This is a genomic window from Pseudomonas sp. IT-P260 (assembly GCF_949768395.1).
In the GTDB taxonomy this organism is placed as follows: Bacteria; Pseudomonadota; Gammaproteobacteria; order Pseudomonadales; family Pseudomonadaceae; genus Aquipseudomonas; species Aquipseudomonas parakoreensis.
In genome coordinates this window covers 314,212-338,883 of record NZ_CATKPO010000022.1, presented here as the reverse complement: position 1 = coordinate 338,883, position 24,672 = coordinate 314,212, and the positions used below count along the sequence as shown (strand labels likewise).

Sequence of the window (24,672 nt, the reverse complement as noted above, 5' to 3'; positions counted from 1 at the left end):
TGCGCCGTGGCTCTTGGCCCAAAGTCGTAGGACAGGGCGCTTGACAGGGGTGACCGCTCAGTCTTGTGGGGACTTTGCGAGGCGCGTATCCTCGCTGACCAGTCTGTCCAACAGTAAAAAGCGGAATGCCAAAATGTCTGATCTGAAAACTGCCGCTCTCGAATATCATGCCAATCCTCGTCCAGGGAAGCTGAGTGTCGAGCTCACCAAGGCCACTGCTACCGCCCGCGACCTGTCGCTGGCCTACAGCCCCGGCGTAGCTGAACCAGTGCGCGAGATCGCCCGCGATCCTGAACTGGCCTACAAATACACCGGCAAGGGCAACCTGGTTGCAGTCATTTCCGATGGCACCGCGATTCTGGGTCTGGGTAACCTCGGCCCGCTGGCTTCCAAGCCGGTAATGGAAGGTAAAGGCGTACTGTTCAAGCGCTTCGCCGGCATCGACGTGTTCGACATCGAAGTCGACTCCGAAAGCCCGCAAGCCTTCATCGACACCGTAAAACGCATCTCCATCACCTTCGGTGGCATCAACCTGGAAGACATCAAGGCGCCTGAGTGCTTTGAGATCGAGCGCGCTTTGATCGAGCAGTGCGACATTCCGGTATTCCACGATGACCAGCACGGCACCGCGATCGTGACCGCTGCCGGCATGATCAACGCCCTGGAAATCGCCGGCAAAACCCTGCCGGAAGCCAAGATCGTCTGCCTCGGCGCTGGCGCTGCGGCCATCTCCTGCATGAAGTTGCTGGTGAGCATGGGCGCAAAAATCGAAAACATCTTCATGGTTGACCGTACCGGTGTGATCCACTCCGGCCGTGACGACCTGAACCAGTACAAAGCGGTATTCGCTCACACCACCGACAAGCGCAGCCTGGCTGATGCTCTGCAAGGCGCTGACGTGTTCGTTGGTCTGTCCGGCCCGAACCTGCTGAGCGCTGAAGGCCTGCTGTCGATGGCGGCCAACCCGATCGTCTTCGCCTGCTCGAACCCGGATCCGGAAATCTCCCCGGAACTGGCGCACGCCACCCGCAGCGACGTGATCATGGCCACCGGTCGTTCCGACTACCCGAACCAGGTCAACAACGTTCTGGGCTTCCCGTTCATCTTCCGTGGTGCCCTGGACGTTCGCGCCAAGCGCATCAACGAAGAAATGAAAGTGGCTGCGGCCAACGCCCTGCGCGAACTGGCCAAACTGCCAGTGCCACAGGACGTGTGCGACGCCTACGGTGGTGCGCCGCTGGAATTCGGTCGTGAGTACATCATTCCGAAGCCGATGGACAAGCGCCTGATCACCCTGATCTCCGATGCTGTGGCGAAAGCTGCGATCGAGACCGGTGTGGCGACCCTGCCGTATCCGAAGAACTACCCGCTGAAAAGCGTGGATGACGTGTTCAACGGCTAAGCCGTTGTAGCGCTTCAACGAAAGCCCCGGCTTGTGAGAGTCGGGGCTTTTTGTTTGGCAGATCAAAAGATCGCAGCCTGCGGCAGCTCCTACAGTTGGCCTTGGTGGCCGCCGATTTCGCGGATCGGCGCCGATTCTGTAGGAGCTGCCGCAGGCTGCGATCTTTTGATCTTGCTTTGAAGCACAAAAAAGCCCCGCGCTTCTCACGAAGGCGGGGCTTTTTGCTTGGGCTGGATCAGAACAGATCGATCGGCGCCTGCTCATCCGCTGGCAGCGGGCTGCCCGGTACGGCACCGTTGCCCAGTTCATTCACCGAAGGCGGCGTGTCTTCGGCCTTGAACAGCTCGAAGTAGGCACCCGGTGTGCTCGGCGTTGCTGCACGACCGCTGACCGGATCCACACGCAGGCTGAGGATACCTTCCGGCTCAGGCTGCACATGCGGTGGCTTGTCCTTCAGTGCCGCCGACATGTAGTTCATCCAGATCGGCAGCGCCACGGTGCCACCGAACTCGCGGCGACCGAGGCTTTCCGGCTGGTCGAAACCGGTCCACACGGTGGTCACGTAATCGGCGTTGTAACCGGAGAACCACGCATCCTTCGATTCGTTGGTGGTACCGGTCTTGCCCGCGATGTCGCTGCGACCCATGGCCAGCGCGCGGCGACCGGTGCCGAGCTTGATCACGTCCTGCAGCATGCTGTTGAGGATGTACGTGGTGCGGCCATCGACAATTCGCTCAGCCACCGCAGGCACTTGTGGCGCAGCCGCAGCGCCCGGGGCTTCGCCCGGAACCGCAGCGGTGTTGACGGTAATCGGCTGAGGCGTCGGCGCTGCGATGCCATCGGTCGCCGAGCCGCCCTGTGGCACGGTCGGCGGGTTGGCGACGAACAGCGTGTCGCCGTTGCGGCTTTCGATCTTGTCGATGATGTACGGGGTGATCTTGTAGCCGCCGTTGGCGAAGGTGCTCCAGCCGGTAGCGATCTCCATCGGGGTCAGGGTCGCGGTACCCAGCGCCAGCGACAGGTTCGGCGGCAGGTCCTGCTTGTTGAAACCGAAGCGGGTGATGTAGTCGATGGTCTTGCCGACACCCATCGCCTGCAACAGGCGGATCGACACCAGGTTACGCGACTTGTACAGCGCCTCGCGCAGACGGATCGGGCCGAGGAAGGTGTTGGTGTCATTCTTCGGCCGCCAGACTTTGTCCAGGTACTCGTCGACGAACACGATCGGGGCGTCGTTGACCAGGGTCGCGGCGGTGTAACCGCTGTCCAGCGCAGCGCTGTAGACGAACGGCTTGAAGCTCGAACCCGGCTGACGCTTGGCCTGCAGGGCGCGGTTGTAGTTGCTCTGTTCGAAGGCGAAACCACCGACCAGCGAGCGAATCGCGCCGTTCTGCGGATCCAGCGACACCAGCGCGCCTTGCGCCTGCGGGATCTGGCTGAACTTCAGCGAGTTGTTCGGCTGACGCTGCACGCGAATCAGGTCGCCGACCTGCGCCACGTCCGACGGCTGACGCGGTGCGGCGCCCATGCTGTTGGTATTGAGGAACGGCCGCGCCCATTTCATGGTGTCCCAGGCGACGTGTTCTTCGCCGGTACGGGTCAGCACCTGCAAGCCATTCTTGTCGACCTGGGTAACGATGGCCGGCTCCAGGCTGCTGATGGTGCGCTGCTTGGTCAGTTCGGTGGCCCACGCTTCGCGGGTCTTGCCCGGCAGGCGCGACTCGGGTCCGCGGTAGCCATGGCGCTGATCGTAGGTCATCAAGCCTTCGTGCAACGCGGTGTTGGCCATTTCCTGCAGGTTGCTCGGCACGGTGGTGGTGACGCGGAAGCCTTCTGTGTAGGCGTCGCTGCCATAGCGGCCGACCATTTCCGCACGGGCCATTTCGGCGATGTACGGTGCGTTCACTTCCGGGGTCGGTACGTGATAGCTGGCGTTCAGCGGCTCGTTGATCGCGGCGGTGTAGTCGGCCTCGGAAATCTTCCCGAGCTTGTACATGCGCCCGAGGATCCAGTCACGGCGTTCCTTGCTGCGCGCCGGGTTGGCCAGCGGGTTGAAGCGCGACGGGGCTTTTGGCAGGCCGGCGATCATCGCCATCTGCGCCAGGCTGACGTCGCGGATCGACTTGCCGTAATACACCTGCGCCGCCGCCTCGATGCCATAGGCGCGGTTACCCAGATAAATCTTGTTCACGTACAGCTCAAGGATCTCGTCCTTGGTTAGCTGTCGCTCGATTTGCAGGGCCAGGAGAATTTCCGTGGTTTTGCGCGAGAAGCTGCGTTCGCTGGTCAGGAAGAAGTTCTTCGCCACCTGCATGGTGATGGTGCTGCCGCCGGACTGGATGTGCCCGCTTTTGACCAGTTGGGTCGCGGCACGCATCAGGCTGCTCGGATCGACGCCATAGTGGTTGGCGAAATTGTCGTCTTCAGCACTTAGTAACGCATTAATGAAATTGGGTGGAATGTCGGCGAAACGGATCGGAGTACGGCGCATTTCGCCAAATTCTGCGATCAACTTGTTGTCGCTGCTGTAGACCCGCAGCGGAATCTGCAACTGAATGCTTCTCAGCGCCTCCACAGACGGCAAACCCGGACTAAGGTAAAGAAACGCGCCACTGAGACCTAAAAGCAGTCCGCAGAAAACGGCGACGATGGACCAACCGAAAAATTTCAGCAGACGAATCAAGGCTTTTAAGCATCCAGGGCAAAGAATGAAGGTGGCGACAGGGTTCCGGTAACACACAGAACGGCCCGCGCCGGCAATAAAAAGCGGAAAAAAACGCTGGGCATTATAAGCACTTTTCTGCTGGGGGCGTCATTTGCGCTTCTGTCAAGGCGTGATGAAGGAACGCAAGACGTATTACAGAGTCCGTAACTCACGGAAAGTCATAGGGAATTGGTAGTGCTGGGACTCTTCAATAAAAAGACCGATACGTTACTGGGGATCGACATCAGCTCCACTTCGGTGAAGCTGCTGGAACTCAGCCGTCAGGGCGACCGCTACCGGGTCGAGGCCTACGCGGTGGAGCCGCTGCCGCCCAACGCGGTGGTCGAAAAGAACATCGCCGAGCTTGAAGGCGTGGGCAATGCCTTGTCCCGTGTACTGGTCAAGGCGCGCACCGGGCTCAAAAGCGTGGCGGTGGCGGTAGCCGGTTCAGCGGTGATTACCAAGATCATCGAGATGGATGCCGGGCTGACCGATGACGAACTGGAAAACCAGCTCAAGATCGAGGCCGATCAATACATCCCCTATCCGCTGGACGAGGTCGCCATCGATTTCGAGGTCCAGGGTGTGTCGCCACGCAACCCGGAGCGGGTCAACGTGCTGCTGGCCGCCTGTCGCAAGGAAAATGTCGAAGTTCGCGAGGCAGCGCTGGCGCTGGCCGGGCTGACTGCGCGCGTGGTCGATGTCGAGGCCTACGCGCTGGAGCGCTCGTTCGGCCTGCTCGCCACTCAATTGGCCGCTTCGCAGGAGCGCCTGACTGTTGCCGTGGTGGACATCGGCGCCACCATGACCACCCTCAGCGTCCTGCACAACGGCCGTATCATTTATACCCGCGAGCAACTGTTCGGTGGCCGGCAACTGACCGAGGAAATCCAGCGCCGCTACGGTCTGACCGTCGAGCAGGCCGGACTGGCGAAAAAACAGGGCGGTCTGCCGGATGACTATGTCAGCGAGGTGTTGCAGCCATTCCGTGATGCCTTGGTGCAGCAGGTCTCGCGCTCGTTGCAGTTCTTCTTTGCCTCCGGGCAGTACCATTCGGTCGATCACATTCTGCTGGCCGGCGGCACAGCGTCGGTGCCGGGGTTGGATCGCCTGATCGAGCAGCGTCTGGGCACCCCGACCCAGGTCGCCAACCCGTTTTCCGACATGGCCTTGAGCAGCAAGGTCAATGCCGGGGCCCTGGCCAGTGACGCGCCGGCCCTGATGATCGCCTGCGGGCTCGCGCTCAGGAGTTTCGACTGATGGCGCGGATCAACCTTCTCCCCTGGCGTGAAGAACGCCGCGAAGAGCGGCGCAAGCGTTTCCTGCTGATCCTGATCGGGGTCTTCGTCGGCTCGGTGGGTGCGGTGTTCATCGCCGATCAGATCGTCAGCACCGCCATCGAGCGGCAGGCCGCGCGCAATGCCTACATCGGCAAACAGATTGCCGTGGTCGATGAACGAATCAAGCAGATCAGCGAACTCAAGGCACGGCGCCAGCAACTGGTCGAGCGCATGCGCATCATCCAGGACTTGCAGGGCAACCGGCAGATCAGCGGGCGGATCTTCGACCAACTGGCGCGCACGCTGCCGGACGGGGTGTATTTCACCAGCGTGAAACTGGCCGGCAAGACGCTGTCGATCAGCGGCGCGGCGGAGTCGAACAATCGCGTTTCGGAGCTGATGCGCAATCTGGACGCCTCAGACTGGTTCGACGCGCCGAGTCTCAATGAAGTGAAAGCGACGACTGCCGGTCAGGTGGACCAGGCCAACGTCTTTCAACTGACCGTTCGTCAGACCCAGCCGGCCGTGACGGAGGGCGACAAATGAAACCGTCCGAATGGCTGCAAAGTCTGCGCAATATCGACTTCAACGATCTGGACACCAGCAATATCGGCTCCTGGCCGGCTGCGGTGAAAAGCATCGCGGGAGTGTTCCTGGCGGTGCTGGTGCTGGCGCTTGGCTACAACTTTTTCATCAGCGACATGGAAAACCAGCTGGAAGCCAGGCGTCAGGAAGAAGACACCTTGAAAGAGCAATTCGCCAGCAAGGCGCGCATGGCCGCCAACCTGGAGCTGTACACCCAGCAGATGAAGGAGATGGAAAACACTTTTGGCGTACTCCTGCGGCAGTTGCCCAGCGATACCGAAGTCCCGGGATTGCTCGAAGACATCACCCGCACCGGGCTGGGCAGCGGTCTCGAATTCGAAGAGATCAAACTGCTGCCGGAAGTGACTCAGCCGTTCTACATCGAGTTGCCGATCCAGATCACCGTCACCGGGGCTTACCACGACCTTGCGACGTTCGTCAGTGGGGTTGCCGGGTTGCCACGGATCGTCACCTTGCACGATTTCGAACTGGCACCTGCCAGCCCCGACGGCGGGACGAAGCTGCGCATGAACATCCTCGCCAAGACTTACCGCTACAACGACAAGGGGTTGGACAAATGACCCCGTTTCGTTTTTTCGCCCTGTCAGTGCTGTTGTTCGGCCTCAGTGGTTGCGGCAGCAGTGACGAGTTCAGTGACCTCGACGCATACATGAACGAAGCACGTCTGCGGCCGGCCGGCCGTATCGAGCCGACGCCGACGTTTCATTCCTATCCCACGTTCACCTACAGCGCGGCCAACCTGCGCAGCCCGTTCTCGCGTCAGGTGCGAGTCGATCTGGCCGGGCACCAGCGCGGCTCGCGCAACGTCAAACCCGATCCGAGCCGGGTCAAGCAATACCTCGAAGGGTTCAACATCGAGCAGTTTGAAATGGTCGGCACGATCTCCAATGCCTCCGGCTCCTTTGCGCTGCTGCGCGGGGCGGGCGGGGTGCATCGGTTGAAAGTCGGCGACTACCTGGGGCGCAACGATGGGCGCATCGTCGCCATCAGCGCCACTCAGGTCGATGTGGTCGAGATCGTGCCCGACGGCGAAGGCGCCTGGCTGGAACGTCCGCGCACCATTCCTTTGAAAGAGCACTCATAGTGGAAGTCGAACAATGAACAGGATTTTCTCCACCCTCGGTTTTTCGCTATGGATAGCGCTGCTTTCACCGATGGTTCAGGCGGCCAGTCTCAAGGCGCTGGATGTCGCGGCGTTACCGGGTGACCGTGTCGAGTTGAAGCTGGCGTTTGATAGTCCGCCACCGCAACCCAAGGGCTACACCACCGAATCGCCGGCGCGGATCGCCCTGGACCTGCCGGGTGTCGCCAGCCAACTGACGAACAAGACCCGCGATCTGGGCAGCGGCAACGCCCGCAGTGCGACAGTGGTCGAAGCCAGCGACCGCACGCGTCTGATCATCAACCTGACGCAACTGACGCCGTATACCTCACGGGTCGAGGGCAACAATCTGTTCGTGGTGGTCGGGCAGGGCGCCAAGCCTGCTGCGCCAAAGCCTGCCGCTGCTGCGCCGCGACCGGTTGCGGCTCCGGCGAAGGCTTACACCCCTGTCGCCAAAACCATTCGTGGCGTCGATTTCCAGCGCGGTACTGCAGGGGAGGGGAACGTGGTCATCGACCTGTCGGACCCGACCATCGCCCCGGACATCCAGGAGCATGACGGCAAGATCATTCTCGGCTTTGCCCGCACCCAGTTGCCCGACAGGCTGCGGGTACGCCTCGACGTCAAGGACTTCGCCACCCCGGTGCAGTTCGTCAATGCCGCCGCCACTGGCGATCGCGCGGTCATCACCGTCGAGCCCAGCGGCACGTTCGACTATTCCACCTACCAGACCGACAACAAGCTGACCGTCAGCATTCGCCCGATGACTGTCGATGATCTGCAAAAGCGCAACGCCGACCGCAACAGCTACAGCGGCGAAAAACTTTCGCTGAATTTCCAGGACATCGACGTGCGCTCGGTGCTGCAACTGATCGCCGATTTCACCAACCTCAATCTGGTGGCCAGCGATACGGTGCAGGGCGGGATCACCCTGCGTCTGCAAAACGTGCCATGGGACCAGGCGCTGGACCTGGTGCTGAAGACCAAAGGTCTGGACAAGCGCAAGATCGGCAACGTGTTGCTGGTGGCGCCGGCCGACGAAATCGCCGCCCGCGAACGCCAGGAGCTGGAGTCGCAGAAACAGATCGCCGAACTGGCGCCGCTGCGTCGCGAGCTGCTGCAAGTGAACTACGCCAAAGCGGCGGACATTGCCAAGCTGTTCCAGTCGGTGACCAGCGCCGAAGCGAAAATCGATGAACGCGGCTCGATCACGGTCGATGAACGGACCAACAACATCATTGCCTACCAGACCCAGGATCGCCTCGACGAACTGCGGCGGATCGTGGCGCAGCTGGATATCCCGGTGCGTCAGGTGATGATCGAAGCGCGGATCGTCGAAGCCAACGTCGATTACGACAAGAGCCTGGGCGTGCGCTGGGGCGGTTCGATCCAGAACAAGGGTAACTGGAACACCTCCGGCGTCAGTAACGGCACCTCGACCACCATCGGTACACCGGGCAGTACCAGCACCAACTCGCCGTTCGTCGACATGGGCACGGTCGGTAACACATCCGGGATCGGCATCGCCTTCATCACCGACAATGTGCTGCTCGATCTTGAGCTGACCGCCATGGAAAAGACCGGCAATGGTGAAATCGTCTCCCAGCCGAAAGTGGTTACCTCCGACAAGGAGACCGCGAAAATCCTCAAAGGCACCGAGATTCCGTACCAGGAAGCCAGCTCCAGCGGTGCGACGTCGGTGTCGTTCAAGGAGGCTTCGCTGTCGCTGGAAGTGACGCCGCAGATCACCCCCGACAACCGCATCATCATGGAGGTCAAGGTCACCAAGGACGAGCCGGACTACCTGAACAAGGTGCAGGATGTGCCGCCGATCAAGAAAAACGAAGTCAACGCCAAAGTGCTGGTAAACGACGGCGAGACCATCGTGATTGGGGGCGTTTTCTCAAATACTCAAAGCAAGGTCGTAGATAAGGTGCCATTTCTTGGCGATGTGCCGTATCTTGGCCGCCTTTTCCGGCGTGATGTGGTTTCGGAGAAAAAATCCGAGCTGCTGGTATTTCTCACTCCGCGTATCATGAATAACCAGGCGATTGCTGTGAGTCGTTGATTCTGTGCGAAATTTGATTCTTGTAGGACCGATGGGCGCTGGAAAAAGCACCATCGGCCGGTTGCTGGCCAAAGAGCTGCGCCTGCCGTTCAAAGATTCCGACAAGGAAATTGAACTGCGCACGGGCGCCAATATCCCGTGGATCTTCGACAAGGAAGGCGAGCCCGGCTTTCGTGACCGTGAGCAGGCGATGATCGCCGAGCTGTGCGCGTTCGACGGTGTGGTGCTGGCGACCGGCGGCGGTGCGGTGATGCGCGATGCCAACCGCAAGGCCCTGCACGCGGGCGGACGGGTGGTGTATCTGCACGCCTCCGTCGAGCAGCAGGTCGGGCGTACGTCGCGCGATCGCAATCGTCCTTTGCTGCGCACCGCCGATCCGGCGAAAACCCTGCGAGACCTGCTGGAGATCCGCGATCCGCTCTATCGAGAGATCGCCGATCTGGTGGTGGAAACCGACGAACGGCCACCGCGCATGGTGGTGCTCGACATTCTCGACCGTCTGGCACAGCTTCCACCCCGTTAAAGCGCCGCCGGAAATGCGCTATCCTCGGCGTCCGGTCACCGCCGTCGAGGTTGTGGCGGATGGCGTGCGAGCGGCGTCACATCAGCTAAAGGTCGCGGACATCCAATAATTCAAGGCAGGACGCCTGCTTCCATCTTCACTGTGGGGACACATGCAGACACTCAAGGTCGATCTAGGCGAGCGCAGCTACCCGATTCATATTGGCGAAGGTTTGTTGGATCAGCCCGAGTTGCTGGCGCCGCATATCCACGGGCGGCAGGTGGCAATCATCTCCAACGAGACCGTTGCGCCGCTCTATCTCGAACGTCTGACCCGCAGTCTTGCGCCGTTCTCGGTGATTTCCGTGGTGTTGCCGGACGGCGAAGCCTTCAAGAACTGGGAAACCCTGCAACTGATCTTCGACGGCCTGCTGACCGCCCGTCACGACCGTCGCACCACGATCATCGCCCTCGGCGGCGGGGTCATCGGTGACATGGCCGGTTTTGCCGCCGCCTGCTATCAGCGCGGCGTCGATTTCATCCAGATTCCTACCACGCTGCTGTCCCAGGTCGATTCGTCGGTGGGCGGCAAGACCGGTATCAACCATCCGTTGGGCAAGAACATGGTTGGCGCGTTCTATCAGCCGAACCTCGTGCTGATCGATACCGCATCGCTGAAAACCCTGCCGGCGCGTGAGCTGTCGGCCGGTCTGGCCGAAGTCGTCAAGTACGGGCTGATCTGCGACGAGCCGTTCCTGAGCTGGCTTGAAGAAAACATCGACGCCCTGCGCGCCCTCGACCAAAAGGCCCTGACCTACGCCATCGAGCGTTCCTGCGCGGCCAAGGCTGCGGTGGTCGGTGCCGATGAGAAGGAAACCGGCGTGCGTGCCACGCTCAACCTCGGCCACACCTTCGGCCACGCCATCGAGACCCACATGGGCTATGGTGTCTGGTTGCATGGTGAGGCGGTCGCCGCTGGCACCGTGATGGCGCTGGACATGTCCGCGCGCCTGGGCTGGATCAGCGAGCAGGAACGTGACCGCGGCATTCGTCTGTTCCAGCGTGCCGGTCTGCCGGTCATTCCGCCGGAAGAAATGACCGAAGCCGATTTTCTCGAACACATGGCAATTGATAAAAAAGTGATCGACGGTCGTCTGCGCCTGGTGCTGCTGCGCCGGATGGGCGAAGCGGTGGTGACCGCCGATTATCCGAAAGAGGTTCTACAGGCCACGCTGGGAGCGGATTACCGCGCTCTGGCTCAGCTTAAAGGTTAATAAGATTCCGATGACTAGTTTGCATGCCGACGAGGCGTTCCTCGGCCATTTCCAGTTAAGTCACGACCCTTTCGCGCCGCGGGTGCCGGGCTTCAAATTCTTCCCGGCCCAGCGCAAGCCGGTGCTGGGGCAATTGCACCACCTGGCGCGTTACAGCCAGTTGCTGCTGGTGGTCACTGGCCCGCAAGGCAGCGGCAAGACCCTGCTGCGCCAGGCGCTGGTAGCCAGCACCAACAAGCAATCGGTGCAAAGCGTTGTCGTGTCGGCCCGTGGAGCGGGCGATGCCGCCGGCGTGCTGCGTCAGGTTGCTCAGGCGCTGGATGTTGGGCAGGCCGAGGTCGGCGCGATTCTGGCGCAGGTGGTACAACTGGCGCTCACTGGTCAGGAAGTCTATCTGCTGGTGGATGACGCCGAGCAGCTCGACGAATCCGCGCTCGAAGCGCTGATGGCGCTGGGTGCCGGTGCACCGGAAGGGCGTCCGCACGTGTTCCTGTTCGGTGAGTCGTCGCTGATCGCGCAGCTCGAGGCCTTGCACCTTGAGGAAGAGCGCTTCCACGTCATCGAATTGCAGCCGTACACCGAAGAAGAGACCCGCGAATATCTCGACCAACGGCTCGAAGGTGCGGGCCGGGGTGTCGAACTTTTTACCGCGGATCAGATCTCTGAGATTCACGAAAGCTCGGAGGGTTGGCCTGGCAACATCAACCAGGTCGCTCGCGATGCACTGATCGAAGTCATGATTGCCAGCCGCTCTGCGGTCAAGCGTCCAAGTATGGGGTTCAACATGCCGAAGAAACACGTATTGGCGATTTCCGCCGTCGTTGTGGTCGCGGTCGCCGCCGCCTGGCTGATGCCGGGTCGCAACAAGGCACCAACCACCGGCGCACCTGCCAACGAACAGGCACAACTGCCGTTGGGCCAAGGCGCCAAGGGTGGCGCGCCGAACGTCGAGTTCGCCGGCAATACCCAGCCGATGCCGCTGCCGCTGGTCGGCAACTCGCAGCCGGTAATGCGCGGCCCGTTGGCTGAGGCCGCAGGCGGCATCACCGAAGGTGACGACGGCGTGCCGGTTGAAGGTTCCAGCGCGACGCCGCCAACCGTAACGACTTCCGCACCACCGGCAGGTGTTCCGGCCGGCCCAGCGCCGACGCCAGTGCCTGTTCCGGCGGCCAAGCCGACCCCGGCACCGACTCAGGTCGCCACCGCCAAGCCTGCTCCGGCAGCGCCAGCGGCCAAACCGGTCCCGGCGCCGGCCAAGCCTGTTGCTGCAGCCAAACCGGCCGAGAAGCCGGTTACCGTGGCCAAGGCTGCCGGTGGCAACTGGTACGCCGGTCAGCCGACCAGCAACTATGTGGTGCAGATCCTCGGCACCAGCTCCGAAGCGACCGCGCAAAACTTCGTCAAGGAGCAGGGCGGTGAGTACCGTTATTTCAAGAAAGTCCTCAACGGCAAGCCACTCTATGTGATCACCTACGGCAACTTCGCCAATCGTGATGCAGCCGTTTCTGCCATCAAGGCCTTGCCAGCGAAGGTTCAGGCTGGTAAACCTTGGCCTCGCACTGTCGCCAGCGTCCAACAGGAACTGGCAACAACTCGCTGAAGATTCGGCGGCCTTACCCAGGCCGCCTCTCCAAGCACCTCAAAATTTCTACAAGTGCGCGCCGTCTCTACAGACCGCGTGCCTTGTGGTGTCTGCGTCACAGTAGTCTTTGAGTCGTTGCAGTCAGAATTAAAAAAGTTTTGACTAGCACAGCAGATCGCTTTAAACCTTTCATAAATGCGACATAGATTTGCGACATTTCGTCGTCAAATTTGTGAGCGTCTGTGTCGCTGTGTACAATGACCACCCTTTTGCCCCCCGCAAAGCCGGCGTACGTTCGGCGCGGCAAGCAAGTGGTTGAATTGAAAAGAAATTTGCCTCGTAAAGAGGCAGCCTGGTGAGAAAGTGTCTATGAAAGCAGGTCTGTACCAACCAGATGAATTCAAGGATAACTGCGGTTTCGGCCTGATAGCCCATATGCAGGGCGAGCCCAGTCATACCCTTTTGCAAACGGCCATCGAGGCCCTGACCTGCATGACCCACCGCGGTGGGATTAATGCCGACGGCAAGACCGGTGACGGTTGCGGTCTGCTGATTCAAAAGCCCGATGCCTTCCTGCGGGCGATGGCCCAGGAAAACTTCAGCGTCGAGCTGCCCAAGCAATATGCCGTGGGCATGGTCTTCTTCAATCAGGACCCGGCCAAGGCCGAAGCCGCTCGCGAGAACATGAACCGCGAGATCCTCGCTGAAGGCCTGCAACTGATCGGCTGGCGCAAAGTGCCGATCGACACCAGCGTCCTCGGCCGTCTGGCCCTTGAGCGTCTGCCGCAAATCGAGCAGGTGTACATCGGCGGTGAAGGCCTGAGCGATCAGGACATGGCGGTCAAGCTGTTCAGCGCCCGTCGTCGCTCGTCGGTGGCCAACGCCGCCGACACCGACCACTACATCTGCAGCTTTTCGCATAAGACCATCATCTATAAAGGCCTGATGATGCCGGCTGACCTGGCCGCGTTCTATCCGGACCTGGGTGATCAGCGCCTGCAAACCGCGATCTGCGTGTTCCACCAGCGCTTCTCCACCAACACCCTGCCGAAATGGCCGCTGGCTCAGCCATTCCGCTTCCTCGCGCACAACGGCGAGATCAACACCATTACCGGTAACCGCAACTGGGCGCAGGCCCGTCGGACCAAGTTCACCAACGATCTGATGGATCTGGAAGAACTCGGCCCGCTGGTCAACCGTGTCGGTTCCGACTCCTCGAGCATGGACAACATGCTCGAACTGATGGTTACCGGTGGCATCGACCTGTTCCGTGGCGTGCGGATGATCATTCCGCCTGCGTGGCAGAACGTTGAAACCATGGACCCGGATCTGCGTGCGTTCTACGAGTACAACTCGATGCACATGGAACCGTGGGATGGCCCGGCCGGCGTGGTGATGACCGATGGTCGTTACGCGGTGTGCCTGCTCGACCGTAACGGTCTGCGTCCGGCACGCTGGGTTACCACCACCAACGGCTTCATCACCGTTGCGTCGGAAATCGGCGTCTGGAACTACCAGCCGCAAGACGTGATCGCCAAGGGCCGTGTCGGCCCGGGCCAGATCCTCGCCGTGGACACCGAAACCGGGCAGATCCTCGACACCGACGCGATCGACAACCGTCTGAAGTCACGTCATCCGTACAAGCAATGGCTGCGCAAGAACGCCCTGCGCATCCAGGCGACCATGGAAGACAACGACCACGGTTCGGCGTTCTACGACGTCGATCAGCTTAAGCAATACATGAAGATGTATCAGGTCACGTTCGAAGAGCGTGATCAGGTGCTGCGTCCGCTTGGCGAACAGGGCTACGAAGCCGTGGGTTCGATGGGCGACGACACGCCGATGGCCGTGCTGTCGCAGCGCGTGCGCACGCCATATGACTATTTCCGCCAGCAGTTCGCGCAGGTGACCAACCCGCCGATCGACCCGCTGCGTGAAGCGATCGTGATGTCGCTGGAGATCTGCCTCGGTGCCGAGCGCAACATCTTCCAGGAATCGCCGGAGCACGCCTCGCGCGTGATCCTCAGCTCGCCAGTGATCTCGCCGGCCAAGTGGCGCTCGCTGATGAACCTCGACCGCCCGGGTTTCGAGCGGCAGATCATCGACCTCAACTACGACGAAAGCGTCGGCCTCGAAGCGGCGATCCGCAACGTTGCCGATCAGGCTGAAGAAGCCGTGCGTGCCGGGCGTACCCAGATCGTCCTGAGTGACCGCCATATTGCTCCGGGCAAGCTGCCGATCCACGCTTCGCTGGCCACCGGCGCGGTGCACCACCGCCTGACCGAAAAAGGCCTGCGCTGCGACTCCAACATCCTCGTGGAAACCGCGACCGCCCGCGATCCGCACCACTTCGCGGTGCTGATCGGTTTCGGCGCCTCGGCGGTCTATCCGTTCCTGGCCTACGAAGTGCTGGGCGACCTGATCCGTACCGGTGAAGTGCTGGGTGACCTCTACGAGGTATTCAAGAATTACCGCAAAGGCATCACCAAAGGTCTGTTGAAGATCCTGTCGAAGATGGGCATCTCGACCATCGCGTCCTATCGGGGTGCACAGCTGTTCGAAGCCATCGGTCTGTCCGAAGAAGTGTGCGAGCTGAGCTTTCGTGGCGTGCCGAGCCGCATCAAGGGTGCGCGTTTCGTCGACATCGAAGCCGAGCAGAAAGCACTGGCCACCGAAGCCTGGAGTCCGCGCAAGCCGATCCAGCAGGGTGGTCTGCTGAAGTTCGTCCACGGTGGCGAATATCACGCGTACAACCCGGACGTGGTCAACACCTTGCAAGCCGCTGTGCAGCAGGGCGACTACGCCAAGTTCAAGGAATACACCTCGCTGGTGGACAACCGTCCGGTGTCGATGATCCGTGACCTGTTCAAGGTCAAGACCCTCGACAAGCCGCTGGACATCAGTGAAGTCGAGCCGCTGGAATCGGTGCTCAAGCGCTTCGACTCCGCCGGTATCTCGCTGGGCGCCCTGTCGCCGGAAGCGCACGAAGCCCTGGCCGAAGCCATGAACCGCCTCGGTGCGCGTTCCAACTCCGGCGAAGGCGGTGAGGATCCAGCACGTTACGGCACCATCAAGAGTTCGAAAATCAAGCAGGTCGCGACCGGCCGTTTCGGGGTGACCCCGGAATACCTGGTCAACGCCGAAGTGCTGCAGATCAAGGTCGCTCAGGGCGCCAAACCGGGCGAGGGCGGGCAACTGCCGGGCGGTAAGGTCAACGGGCTGATCGCCAAGCTGCGTTACGCAGTGCCGGGCGTGACCCTGATTTCGCCACCGCCGCACCACGACATCTACTCGATCGAAGACTTGTCGCAGCTGATCTTCGACCTGAAACAGGTCAACCCGAAGGCGCTGGTCTCGGTGAAACTGGTCGCGGAAGCAGGCGTCGGCACCATCGCCGCCGGTGTGGCCAAGGCCTACGCGGACTTGATCACAATTTCCGGCTACGACGGTGGCACCGGTGCTTCGCCGCTGACCTCGATCAAATACGCGGGCGCTCCGTGGGAACTCGGCCTGGCTGAAACCCACCAGACCCTGCGCGGCAACGACTTGCGCGGCAAGGTCCGGGTGCAGACCGACGGTGGCCTGAAAACCGGCCTCGACGTGATCAAGGCCGCGATCCTCGGCGCCGAAAGCTTCGGCTTCGGTACTGCGCCGATGATCGCGCTGGGCTGCAAATACCTGCGCATCTGCCACCTGAACAACTGCGCCACCGGCGTTGCGACGCAGAACGAGAAGCTGCGCAAGGATCACTACATCGGCACCGTCGACATGGTGGTGAACTTCTTCACCTACGTCGCCGAAGAGACCCGTGAGTGGCTGGCCAAACTGGGTGTGCGTTCCCTCGAGGAGCTGATCGGCCGCACCGATCTGCTGGAAGTCCTCGAAGGCCAGACCGCCAAGCAGCATCACCTGGATCTGACGCCGCTGCTGGGCAGCGATCACATCCCGGCGGACAAACCGCAATTCTGCGGCGTTGAGCGCAACCCGCCGTTCGACCAGGGCCTGCTGGCCGAGAAAATGGTCGACATGGCGACATCGGCGATCAATGACCTCAGCGGCGCCGAGTTCGATCTGGACATTTGCAACTGCGACCGTTCGATCGGTGCGCGGATCTCCGGCGAAATCGCGCGCAAGCACGGCAATCAGGGCATGGCCAATGCGCCGATCACCTTCCGCTTCAAAGGGACGGCCGGTCAGAGCTTCGGCGTGTGGAACGCCGGCGGTCTGAACATGTACCTGGAAGGCGACGCCAACGACTACGTCGGCAAAGGCATGACCGGCGGCAAACTGGTCATCGTGCCGCCAAAGGGCAGCGTCTATCAGACTCAGAACAGCGCCATCATCGGCAACACCTGCCTGTACGGCGCCACCGGCGGCAAGCTGTTCGCTGCCGGCACCGCAGGCGAGCGTTTTGCCGTGCGTAACTCCGGTGCCCACACGGTTGTGGAAGGCACTGGCGATCACTGCTGCGAGTACATGACCGGTGGTTTCGTCTGCGTTTTGGGCAAGACCGGTTACAACTTCGGCTCTGGCATGACCGGTGGTTTCGCCTACGTGCTCGACCAGGACAACACCTTCGTTGACCGGGTCAACCACGAACTGGTGGAAATCCAGCGGATCAGCGGCGAGGCGATGGAAGCCTACCGCAGCCACTTGCAGAACGTGCTGAACGAGTACGTCAAGGAAACCGAGAGCGAGTGGGGTCGTGAACTCGCCGAGAACCTTGATGACTACCTGCGTCGTTTCTGGCTGGTGAAGCCTAAGGCTGCCAACCTGAAATCGTTGCTTTCCAGCACTCGTGCCAACCCGCAGTGATATGCGCCTGAAGAGTTTGATGAGGTTTTAACAATGGCTGAACGTCTGAATAACGACTTCCAGTTCATCGATGTCGGGCGCAAGGATCCGAAGAAGAAACTGTTGCGTCAGCGCAAGAAAGAGTTCGTCGAGATCTACGAACCGTTCAAACCCCAGCAGTCGGCCGACCAGGCCCACCGCTGCCTGGGTTGCGGCAACCCGTATTGCGAATGGAAGTGCCCGGTGCACAACTTCATTCCCAACTGGCTGAAGCTGGTGGCCGAGGGCAACATCCTCCAGGCTGCCGAGCTGTCGCACCAGACCAACACCCTGCCGGAAGTCTGCGGCCGGGTCTGCCCGCAGGATCGTCTGTGCGAGGGTGCCTGCACCCTCAACGACGGTTTCGGTGCGGTGACCATCGGTTCGGTCGAGAAGTACATCACCGATACCGCATTCGCCATGGGCTGGCGCCCGGACATGTCCAAGGTTAAGCCGACCGGCAAGCGTGTCGCGATCATCGGTGCCGGCCCGGCGGGTCTGGGCTGTGCCGACGTGCTGGTGCGTGGCGGCGTGACCCCGGTGGTGTTCGACAAGAACCCGGAAATCGGCGGTCTGCTGACCTTCGGCATTCCCGAGTTCAAGCTTGAGAAGACCGTGCTGAGCAATCGGCGCGAAGTCTTCACCGGGATGGGCATCGAATTCCGCCTCAACACCGAGGTCGGCAAGGACGTGACCATGGAGCAACTGCTTGCCGAATACGATGCGGTGTTCATGGGCATGGGCACCTACACCTACATGAAGGGCGGTTTTGCCGGTGAGGATCTGCCGGGCGTCTACGACGCGCTGGATTTCCTGATTGCCAACGTCAACCGCAACCTGGGCTTTGAAAAGTCGCCGGAAGATTTCGTCGACATGAAAGGCAAGAAGGTTGTGGTGCTCGGTGGTGGCGACACGGCGATGGACTGCAACCGCACCTCGATCCGCCAGGGCGCCAAGTCGGTGACCTGCGCCTATCGTCGTGACGAAGCGAACATGCCCGGCTCGCGCAAAGAGGTGAAGAACGCCAAGGAAGAAGGCGTGAAATTCCTCTACAACCGCCAGCCGATCGCGATCGTCGGTGAAGACAAGGTCGAAGGCGTGAAGGTGGTCGAGACCCGTCTCGGCGAACCGGACGCCCGTGGCCGCCGCAGCCCCGAGCCGATCCCGGGCTCCGAAGAGATCATCCCGGCCGACGCCGTGGTCATCGCGTTCGGTTTCCGCCCGAGCCCGGCACCGTGGTTCGAACAGTTCGAAATCCAGACCGACAGCCAGGGCCGCGTCGTCGCGCCTGAGCAAGGTCAGTACAAGCACCAGACCAGCAACCCGAAAATCTTCGCCGGTGGCGACATGGTGCGCGGTTCCGACCTGGTGGTGACGGCTATCTTCGAAGGGCGCAATGCGGCTGAAGGGATCCTCGACTACCTGGGCGTCTAACTTCGGATCCTGAACCAAACGCAATAACCCTGTGGGAGCGAGCCTGCTCGCGAAAGCGGTCTGTCAGCCAACTTCACTGTTGGATGTACCGGCCTATTCGCGAGCAGGCTCGCTCCCACAGTTGTTTCTCGGTGTTGCTGATGGCTCATTCTCAACGCAATAAATTGACCCGATAGACAAAAGGCTGACCTGCATCCGTGCCTTTTGCGTCGCGCTCTGAGAAAATGCCCGCACTTTTTTTCCGGATGCCGACATGACTGCCCTGAAGAACGACCGTTTCCTCCGCGCCCTGCTCAAGCAACCCGTTGACGTCACCCCGGTGTGGATGATGCGCCAGGCCGGCCGCTACCTGCCTGAATACCGCGCCAGCCGTGCCCAGGCCGGTGATTTCATGAGCCTGTGCATGAATCCGGAATTCGCTTGCGAAGTCACGTTGCAACCGCTCGACCGCTACCCGCAACTGGACGCGGCGATCCTGTTTTCCGACATCCTCACCATCCCCGATGCCATGGGCCAGGGCCTGTACTTCGAGACCGGTGAAGGCCCGCGCTTCAAGAAAGTCGTCAGCACCCTGGCCGACATCGAAGCGTTGCCGATCCCTGATCCACACAAAGACCTCGGCTACGTGATGGACGCGGTCAGCACCATCCGCCGCGAGCTGAACGGCCGTGTGCCGCTGATCGGCTTCTCAGGCAGCCCGTGGACCTTGGCGACCTACATGGTCGAAGGCGGTTCGTCGAAAGACTTCCGCAAGACCAAGGCCATGCTCTACGACAACCCGCAAGCCATGCACCTGCTGCTGGACAAGCTGGCGCAGTCGGTGACCTCGTACCTCAATGGCCAGATCCAGGCCGGCGCGCAAGCGGTACAGATCTTCGATACCTGGGGCGGCAACCTGTCGGCGGCGGCGTATCAGGAATTCTCCCTGGCCTACATGAAGAAAATCGTCAGCGGCCTGATTCGCGAACACGACGGGCGCAAGGTGCCGGTGATCCTCTTCACCAAGAACGGCGGCCTCTGGCTGGAAAGCATCGCCGAGGCCGGCGCCGACGCACTGGGCCTGGACTGGACCTGCGACATCGGCAACGCCCGCGCCCGTGTTGGCGACAAGGTCGCGCTGCAAGGCAACATGGACCCGACCGTGCTCTACGCCAAACCGGAAGCGATCCGCACCGAAGTCGGGCGCATTCTGGCCAGCTACGGCAAGGGCAGCGGCCATGTGTTCAACCTCGGCCACGGCATCACCCCTGAGGTCGATCCGGAGCATGCGGGCGCGTTCCTGCGTGCGGTGCACGAGTTGTCAGCGCAGTATCACGAGTGATCGACGCCCAATAAAAAACGCCCGGCCAATGCCGGGCGTTTTTGTACAAGATCAAAAGATCGCAGCCTGCGGCAGCTCCTACATTGGGATTCGCGTTTCCCTGTAGGAGCTGCCGCAGGCTGCGATCTTTTGCTTTTAAGCTTTCACACCACCAAGTGGCGGCAACTTCGCCAGTTTCAACGCCACCAGCAGTGCCACCAGCAACAGCGCACCAATAAACAGGCCGATGCCATTCCAGCCGCCCAAATGCCAGAACACCCCACCCGCCGTACCGGCAATGCTGGAGCCTGCGTAATAACTGAACAGGTACAACGACGACGCCTGGCCCTTGGCCTTGGTCGCGCGCCGGCCGATCCAGCTGCTCGCCACCGAGTGCGCGCCGAAGAAGCCGAACGTGAAGATCAGCATGCCGACGATCACCAGCAACAGCGGTGTGAACATCGTGAGCGCAAGGCCGGCGAACATCAGCGCGATGGTCGCCCACAGCACTTTGCGCCGTCCCAGTTTGTCCGCCAGCGAACCGATTTTGGCCGAACTGTAGATGCCCGACAGGTACACCACCGACAGCAAGCCGACGAACACCTGATCGAGGTTGTACGGCGCGGCCAGCAGGCGATAGCCGATGTAGTTGAACAGAGTGACGAACGCGCCCATCAGCACAAAGGCTTCAAGAAACAGCAGCGGCAGGCCGGCGTCGCGAAAGTGCATGGTGAAGCCGTCGAGCAGGCTGCGCGGATGCAGCGAGCGTGAGCGGAAGTTGCGCGATTCGGGGAGGATCTTCCAGAACACCACCGCCGCGACCAGCGCCAGGCCACCGATCACCAACATCGCCGTGTGCCAGCTGACGAAGTCGATCAACACTCCGGTGATCAACCGTCCGCTCATCCCGCCAATCGCGTTGCCGCCGATGTACAGGCCCATCGCCAGGCCGATGTGTTGCGGGTGGATCTCTTCGCTCAGGTAGGTCATCGCCACCGCCGCCAGGCCGCTCAACGACAGGCCGATCAGTGCGCGCATGATCAGCACGCCGTGCCAGCTCGGCATCATTGAGCTGGCGATGGTGCACAGCGCGGCGGCGAACAGTGCCGCGACCATCACCGGTTTGCGCCCGATACGGTCAGAGATCGGCCCGGTGATCAGTAGACCGAAGGCCAGCATGCCGGTCGCCACCGACAGAATCAGGCTGCTCTGCGCCGCATTGATTCCATACTCGTGGGACAGCAGCGGCATCATCGGCTGCACGCAATACAGCAAAGCGAAGGTCGCGAAGCCGCCGCTGAACAGCGCGAGTACTGTACGCATGAACATCGGCGTGCCTTTTTCGATGTAAATCTCCTGCAGCTCGGCGATCACATCGTCCGCCGCGGCAGGCGGAACTTCATGGGCAAGAGGGGCGGCGGCGGTTTTCACATCAGACCTCGGAGGGCACGGCCAGGCAGGCGATGAAAAAATCATATAGCTGGCTAATGTTTCTATCCAATATATTGTTCGACCTGTTTGATAGCTTTAACGACCTAATGGGGTGTCCATGGAATTGCGTCATCTGCGCTACTTCATCGCCGTCGCCGAAGAATTGCATTTCGGCCGCGCCGCACAGGTGCTGGGGATCTCTCAGCCACCGCTGAGCCAGCAGATTCAGGCGCTGGAGCAAGAGGTCGGCGCGCGGTTGTTCGAACGCACCAATCGTCGGGTCGAGTTGAGCGAGGCCGGCCGATTGTTTCTGGAGGAGGCGCGGCGGGTGCTGGCGCAGGTCGACAAAGCGGCGGACGTCGCCCGGCGTGCGCAACTCGGTGAACTGGGCGAATTGAAAATTGGCTTCACCTCGTCAGCGCCGTTCAACTCGACCATTCCCCAAGCGATTTTTTCCTTTCGTCAGCGTTTCCCGGCAGTGCACCTGAACCTGCGGGAGATGAGCAGCACCATGGTCGCGGACGCGCTGGTGGATGAGTCGATCGAAGTCGGCATCATGCGTCCGCTGGGTTTGCCGGATTCGCTGAGCGTGGTTGAGCTGATGCGCGAGCCATTGGTGGCGGTGCTCAGCTCCAAGCATCCGCTGGCCCAAGGCAGTGAAGAGGGGCTGTTTCTGTCGGCGCTGGCGCTGGAGCCGTTCGTGTTCTTTCCACGCAGCTACGGCAGCGGGCTGTATGCGCAACTGCTCAGTCTGGCCCGCGATGCCGGGTTCAGCCCGCATTTCGCCCAGGAGGCCGGTGAGGCGATGACCATCATCGGATTGGTCGCAGCGGGGCTTGGGGTTTCGGTATTGCCGGCGTCCTACCAACGGATGCGCATCGACGGCGTGGTCTATCGACCGCTGCTCGATCCGGAGGCGGTGTCGGCGGTGTGGCTGGTGCAGCGCAAGGATCAGAAATCGCCAATGGCCAAGGCGTTTGTCGAACTGCTGACGCGTAAAGTCGAACCGTCAAACGCTTGATTGCTGCGCAATCAAATCGCGAGCAGGCTCGCTCCCACAGGGGAACGCATTTCAAGGTGGGAGCGAGCCTGCTCGCGAAGACGCTCGCCCGAACACCGCATATTTCAGGGCAACCGCACCAGATCCCCCTTCAACGCCACCCGCGTCACAAACACCCCGGCCCGACACTCATAGGTATTCAAATCCTTGCGCACATGTTGGTCGTAATAACTGACGATATTGACCACCGCATTCGCCCCGACCCGCTTGGCGTCGGCCTGCAACTTGATCAGGTTCGACTGCAGCACCCACTCGCAGGAATCGTGATCACTCTTGTTGAAGCCGTTGGTGCGCAAATCACTGACCACATCCCGGCGCAACAACTGCTGCGTGCCCTGCGGCCCGTTGCCGATCAGATAGAACTTCACACTGCCATCCAGTCGCCCGGCGCGAATCGCATCCGAGAGCACGGTTTCGAACGGCATGTACATCAGGTTGGTGGCGTGGCTGGCGCCGGGCAATAGCCCGAGGAGTGCGGCGGCGATCAGGGCTTTCACTTGCATGGTCATCTCCTTGACTTTGCGAGTCAGCATTCAACGATTTATGGAGTGTAGACACCGTACGTCGGTGCAGAAAAAACCGTCTGGTACGTGCGTAGCTCAAGGGCTACACTCTCGGTCATGCCCGAGATCATTCGAAGTTCAACATTCTCCAGCTGGCTTTTGAAGCTGGCTGACAGCCGCGCCAGGATGCGTATTCAGGTGCGCATTGATCGTATGGCCGATGGGAATTTTGGTGATGTCAAAGCCGTCGGTGAGGGGCTCAGCGACGTCAGAATTGACTATGGCCCCGGATATCGAGTCTATTTCATGCAACAAGGTCGGCAAGTGGTCATCCTCCTTTGTGGTGGAGACAAGAGCAGCCAACCCCGAGATATCAAGCAAGCCAGACTCATCGCGGAGTCTTGGCAGGAGCAAAACCCATGACCGAACAATTCACTCGTTGGGACTCAGCCGAGTACCTCAAGACAGAAGAGGACATGGCCAATTATCTGGATGCCTGCATGGAGGAGGCTGGAGATGATCCTGCCTTTATCGCCAAGGCACTGGGCACCATTGCTAGAGCGCGAGGCATGACCCAAGTCGCACGTGACGCCGGGCTGTCTCGAGAAAGTCTCTACCGTGCACTGTCAGGTGAAGGAAATCCTGAGTTTGGAACGATTCTGAAAGTGGTGAAGGCGTTGGGCTTGAAGTTACATGCCAGCACTTGAGCTGAACTGAATAGCAAAGGGCGCCGCAAGGCGCCCTTTGTCGTTTCTACTGTCAATCAATCAACGTGGGCCAAATCCCCACGCAACGCCACGCTCGACACCACCAGCCCGGCGCGGCACTGGAATTTCTCGGTGTCCTTGTACAGGTCGCGCTGGTCGACGCTGGCGATGTTGATCACCGCGTTGGCGTCGGCTTTTTTCGCGGCGTTCTGCAGGGTGGCGAGGGCTGATTGCAGGGCCCAGAAGCAGGCGTCGGTGTCGGATTTGTTCGAGCCGTTGGTTTTGCGGCTGCTGCTCACGGTGTCGAGTTTGCGCACCTGTTTTGGCAGGGTTTCGCCGGCCAGGTAGAACTTCACGCTGCCGTCGAGCAGGCCGGCGTCGGTGGCGCGTTTGACGCCCTCGCGAAAGCTCAGGTAGGTCGGCTCGTCGGCGCCTTGCTTGACGATGCCCAGGTCGTTGACGAACTCGATGTCCGGGTTGATCGACAACTCCTTGAGCACGTTGTCGCGCAGGCGGTTGACCCAGCGGTTGTAGTTGCCGTGGATCTTGCCGTCCTTGGCGTCGAGGCCGTAGCTGCTGCGGTAGTCGATTTCAAACGAGGTCGGGCTGAACGGGATGTCGACCTCGGCGTGGTGGCGGCCGCGTACCGTGATCGCCGCTTTGATCATGCCCGGGCGAACCGACTGCACCACCCACTGGCGGTCGTTGAGCGCGGTGACGATGGCGCGGCTCATCTGCGCCTGGGTGAAACCGAGGTTGGGCGAAAATTCTTCCTTGGCGTTGTAAACCGGTTTGCTGGTGCAACCGCCGAGCACCAAGGCCAAGGCCAGGGCCAGCAGGGCGGCGATGCGGTGAAACTGAGTCATTCCCTTCACTCCAAACGTG

19 protein-coding genes are annotated in these 24,672 nt (G+C 61.0%); 15 read left to right on the top strand and 4 right to left on the bottom strand.

Annotation, left to right across the window (positions count from 1 at the left end):
* Nucleotides 1-133: 133 nt before the first annotated feature.
* Entirely contained in the window at nt 134-1,402 is a 1,269-nt protein-coding gene (locus ACM6HV_RS12265) for a malic enzyme-like NAD(P)-binding protein (RefSeq protein WP_145595971.1), read from the top strand.
* A gap of 235 nt (nt 1,403-1,637) precedes the next feature.
* Here the strand turns inward: ACM6HV_RS12265 and ACM6HV_RS12260 are convergent, their stop codons facing one another.
* Entirely contained in the window at nt 1,638-4,085 is a 2,448-nt protein-coding gene (locus tag ACM6HV_RS12260; RefSeq protein ID WP_145595974.1) for a penicillin-binding protein 1A, read from the bottom strand.
* A gap of 216 nt (nt 4,086-4,301) precedes the next feature.
* Between ACM6HV_RS12260 and ACM6HV_RS12255 the strand changes: the two genes are divergently transcribed.
* The 11 genes from ACM6HV_RS12255 to hemE all read left to right on the top strand — a co-directional run bounded on the left by ACM6HV_RS12255 (nt 4,302) and on the right by hemE (nt 20,107).
* Nucleotides 4,302-5,366, top strand: a complete 1,065-nt coding sequence (locus ACM6HV_RS12255; protein WP_041074920.1) for a pilus assembly protein PilM — start codon at nt 4,302-4,304, stop codon at nt 5,364-5,366.
* A complete protein-coding gene (locus ACM6HV_RS12250; RefSeq protein ID WP_145595975.1) occupies nt 5,366-5,932 on the top strand; it encodes a PilN domain-containing protein in 567 nt (188 codons plus the stop codon). Before ACM6HV_RS12255 ends, ACM6HV_RS12250 begins: the two co-directional genes overlap by 1 nt.
* Nucleotides 5,929-6,552, top strand: coding sequence for a type 4a pilus biogenesis protein PilO (gene pilO, locus ACM6HV_RS12245; RefSeq protein ID WP_047290892.1), 624 nt, complete (start codon nt 5,929-5,931; stop codon nt 6,550-6,552). The genes ACM6HV_RS12250 and pilO overlap by 4 nt, the downstream gene beginning before the upstream one ends.
* Complete coding sequence (locus ACM6HV_RS12240) at nt 6,549-7,076, top strand: pilus assembly protein PilP (RefSeq protein WP_414904300.1); 528 nt, start codon at nt 6,549-6,551, stop codon at nt 7,074-7,076. Before pilO ends, ACM6HV_RS12240 begins: the two co-directional genes overlap by 4 nt.
* Before the next feature lie 13 nt (nt 7,077-7,089).
* Nucleotides 7,090-9,162: a type IV pilus secretin PilQ gene (pilQ, locus tag ACM6HV_RS12235; RefSeq protein ID WP_414904299.1), complete on the top strand. Its 2,073-nt coding sequence runs from the start codon at nt 7,090-7,092 to the stop codon at nt 9,160-9,162.
* 4 nt (nt 9,163-9,166) lie between these two features.
* Entirely contained in the window at nt 9,167-9,685 is a 519-nt protein-coding gene (gene aroK / locus ACM6HV_RS12230; RefSeq protein WP_027611316.1) for a shikimate kinase AroK, read from the top strand.
* A gap of 151 nt (nt 9,686-9,836) precedes the next feature.
* Complete coding sequence (gene aroB, locus ACM6HV_RS12225; protein ID WP_414904298.1) at nt 9,837-10,937, top strand: 3-dehydroquinate synthase; 1,101 nt, start codon at nt 9,837-9,839, stop codon at nt 10,935-10,937.
* 10 nt (nt 10,938-10,947) lie between these two features.
* Nucleotides 10,948-12,537: an AAA family ATPase gene (locus ACM6HV_RS12220; protein WP_414904297.1), complete on the top strand. Its 1,590-nt coding sequence runs from the start codon at nt 10,948-10,950 to the stop codon at nt 12,535-12,537.
* A 351-nt stretch (nt 12,538-12,888) separates the two neighbouring features.
* Complete coding sequence (gene gltB, locus ACM6HV_RS12215; protein ID WP_086793884.1) at nt 12,889-17,334, top strand: glutamate synthase large subunit; 4,446 nt, start codon at nt 12,889-12,891, stop codon at nt 17,332-17,334.
* A 33-nt stretch (nt 17,335-17,367) separates the two neighbouring features.
* A complete protein-coding gene (locus ACM6HV_RS12210) occupies nt 17,368-18,786 on the top strand; it encodes an FAD-dependent oxidoreductase (protein ID WP_007909438.1) in 1,419 nt (472 codons plus the stop codon).
* Between the two features lie 253 nt (nt 18,787-19,039).
* Nucleotides 19,040-20,107, top strand: coding sequence for a uroporphyrinogen decarboxylase (gene hemE / locus ACM6HV_RS12205; RefSeq protein WP_007968321.1), 1,068 nt, complete (start codon nt 19,040-19,042; stop codon nt 20,105-20,107).
* A 135-nt stretch (nt 20,108-20,242) separates the two neighbouring features.
* Here the strand turns inward: hemE and ACM6HV_RS12200 are convergent, their stop codons facing one another.
* Nucleotides 20,243-21,517: an MFS transporter gene (locus ACM6HV_RS12200; protein WP_108181451.1), complete on the bottom strand. Its 1,275-nt coding sequence runs from the start codon at nt 21,515-21,517 to the stop codon at nt 20,243-20,245.
* A 118-nt stretch (nt 21,518-21,635) separates the two neighbouring features.
* On the opposite strand from ACM6HV_RS12200, the gene ACM6HV_RS12195 reads away from it, so the two are divergent.
* Nucleotides 21,636-22,538 carry a LysR family transcriptional regulator gene (locus ACM6HV_RS12195; RefSeq protein ID WP_145595984.1) on the top strand — a complete coding sequence of 301 codons (903 nt, stop codon included), beginning with the start codon at nt 21,636-21,638 and terminating at the stop codon, nt 22,536-22,538.
* 104 nt (nt 22,539-22,642) lie between these two features.
* Here ACM6HV_RS12195 and ACM6HV_RS12190 read toward each other — a convergent pair whose 3' ends face one another.
* Nucleotides 22,643-23,080: an excinuclease gene (locus ACM6HV_RS12190; protein ID WP_414904296.1), complete on the bottom strand. Its 438-nt coding sequence runs from the start codon at nt 23,078-23,080 to the stop codon at nt 22,643-22,645.
* A 117-nt stretch (nt 23,081-23,197) separates the two neighbouring features.
* On the opposite strand from ACM6HV_RS12190, the gene ACM6HV_RS12185 reads away from it, so the two are divergent.
* Nucleotides 23,198-23,503, top strand: coding sequence for a type II toxin-antitoxin system RelE/ParE family toxin (locus ACM6HV_RS12185; protein WP_414904295.1), 306 nt, complete (start codon nt 23,198-23,200; stop codon nt 23,501-23,503).
* Nucleotides 23,500-23,787: an addiction module antidote protein gene (locus tag ACM6HV_RS12180; RefSeq protein WP_007943750.1), complete on the top strand. Its 288-nt coding sequence runs from the start codon at nt 23,500-23,502 to the stop codon at nt 23,785-23,787. Before ACM6HV_RS12185 ends, ACM6HV_RS12180 begins: the two co-directional genes overlap by 4 nt.
* Before the next feature lie 56 nt (nt 23,788-23,843).
* Here the strand turns inward: ACM6HV_RS12180 and ACM6HV_RS12175 are convergent, their stop codons facing one another.
* Entirely contained in the window at nt 23,844-24,653 is an 810-nt protein-coding gene (locus ACM6HV_RS12175) for a hypothetical protein (RefSeq protein ID WP_041074895.1), read from the bottom strand.
* Between the last annotated feature and the right edge of the window lie 19 nt (nt 24,654-24,672).

Excerpts from the sequence above, each read along its gene's own strand:
- ACM6HV_RS12265 (WP_145595971.1), top strand. The coding sequence starts at position 134 with ATGTCTGATCTGAAAACTGCCGCTCTCGAATATCATGCCAATCCTCGT.
- ACM6HV_RS12250 (WP_145595975.1), top strand. The coding sequence starts at position 5,366 with ATGGCGCGGATCAACCTTCTCCCCTGGCGTGAAGAACGCCGCGAAGAG.
- pilO (WP_047290892.1), top strand. The coding sequence starts at position 5,929 with ATGAAACCGTCCGAATGGCTGCAAAGTCTGCGCAATATCGACTTCAAC.
- ACM6HV_RS12240 (WP_414904300.1), top strand. The coding sequence starts at position 6,549 with ATGACCCCGTTTCGTTTTTTCGCCCTGTCAGTGCTGTTGTTCGGCCTC.
- pilQ (WP_414904299.1), top strand. The coding sequence starts at position 7,090 with ATGAACAGGATTTTCTCCACCCTCGGTTTTTCGCTATGGATAGCGCTG.
- aroB (WP_414904298.1), top strand. The coding sequence starts at position 9,837 with ATGCAGACACTCAAGGTCGATCTAGGCGAGCGCAGCTACCCGATTCAT.
- ACM6HV_RS12220 (WP_414904297.1), top strand. The coding sequence starts at position 10,948 with ATGACTAGTTTGCATGCCGACGAGGCGTTCCTCGGCCATTTCCAGTTA.
- gltB (WP_086793884.1), top strand. The coding sequence starts at position 12,889 with ATGAAAGCAGGTCTGTACCAACCAGATGAATTCAAGGATAACTGCGGT.
- ACM6HV_RS12210 (WP_007909438.1), top strand. The coding sequence starts at position 17,368 with ATGGCTGAACGTCTGAATAACGACTTCCAGTTCATCGATGTCGGGCGC.
- hemE (WP_007968321.1), top strand. The coding sequence starts at position 19,040 with ATGACTGCCCTGAAGAACGACCGTTTCCTCCGCGCCCTGCTCAAGCAA.
- ACM6HV_RS12195 (WP_145595984.1), top strand. The coding sequence starts at position 21,636 with ATGGAATTGCGTCATCTGCGCTACTTCATCGCCGTCGCCGAAGAATTG.
- ACM6HV_RS12190 (WP_414904296.1), bottom strand. The coding sequence starts at position 23,080 with ATGCAAGTGAAAGCCCTGATCGCCGCCGCACTCCTCGGGCTATTGCCC.
- ACM6HV_RS12185 (WP_414904295.1), top strand. The coding sequence starts at position 23,198 with ATGCCCGAGATCATTCGAAGTTCAACATTCTCCAGCTGGCTTTTGAAG.
- ACM6HV_RS12180 (WP_007943750.1), top strand. The coding sequence starts at position 23,500 with ATGACCGAACAATTCACTCGTTGGGACTCAGCCGAGTACCTCAAGACA.
- ACM6HV_RS12175 (WP_041074895.1), bottom strand. The coding sequence starts at position 24,653 with ATGACTCAGTTTCACCGCATCGCCGCCCTGCTGGCCCTGGCCTTGGCC.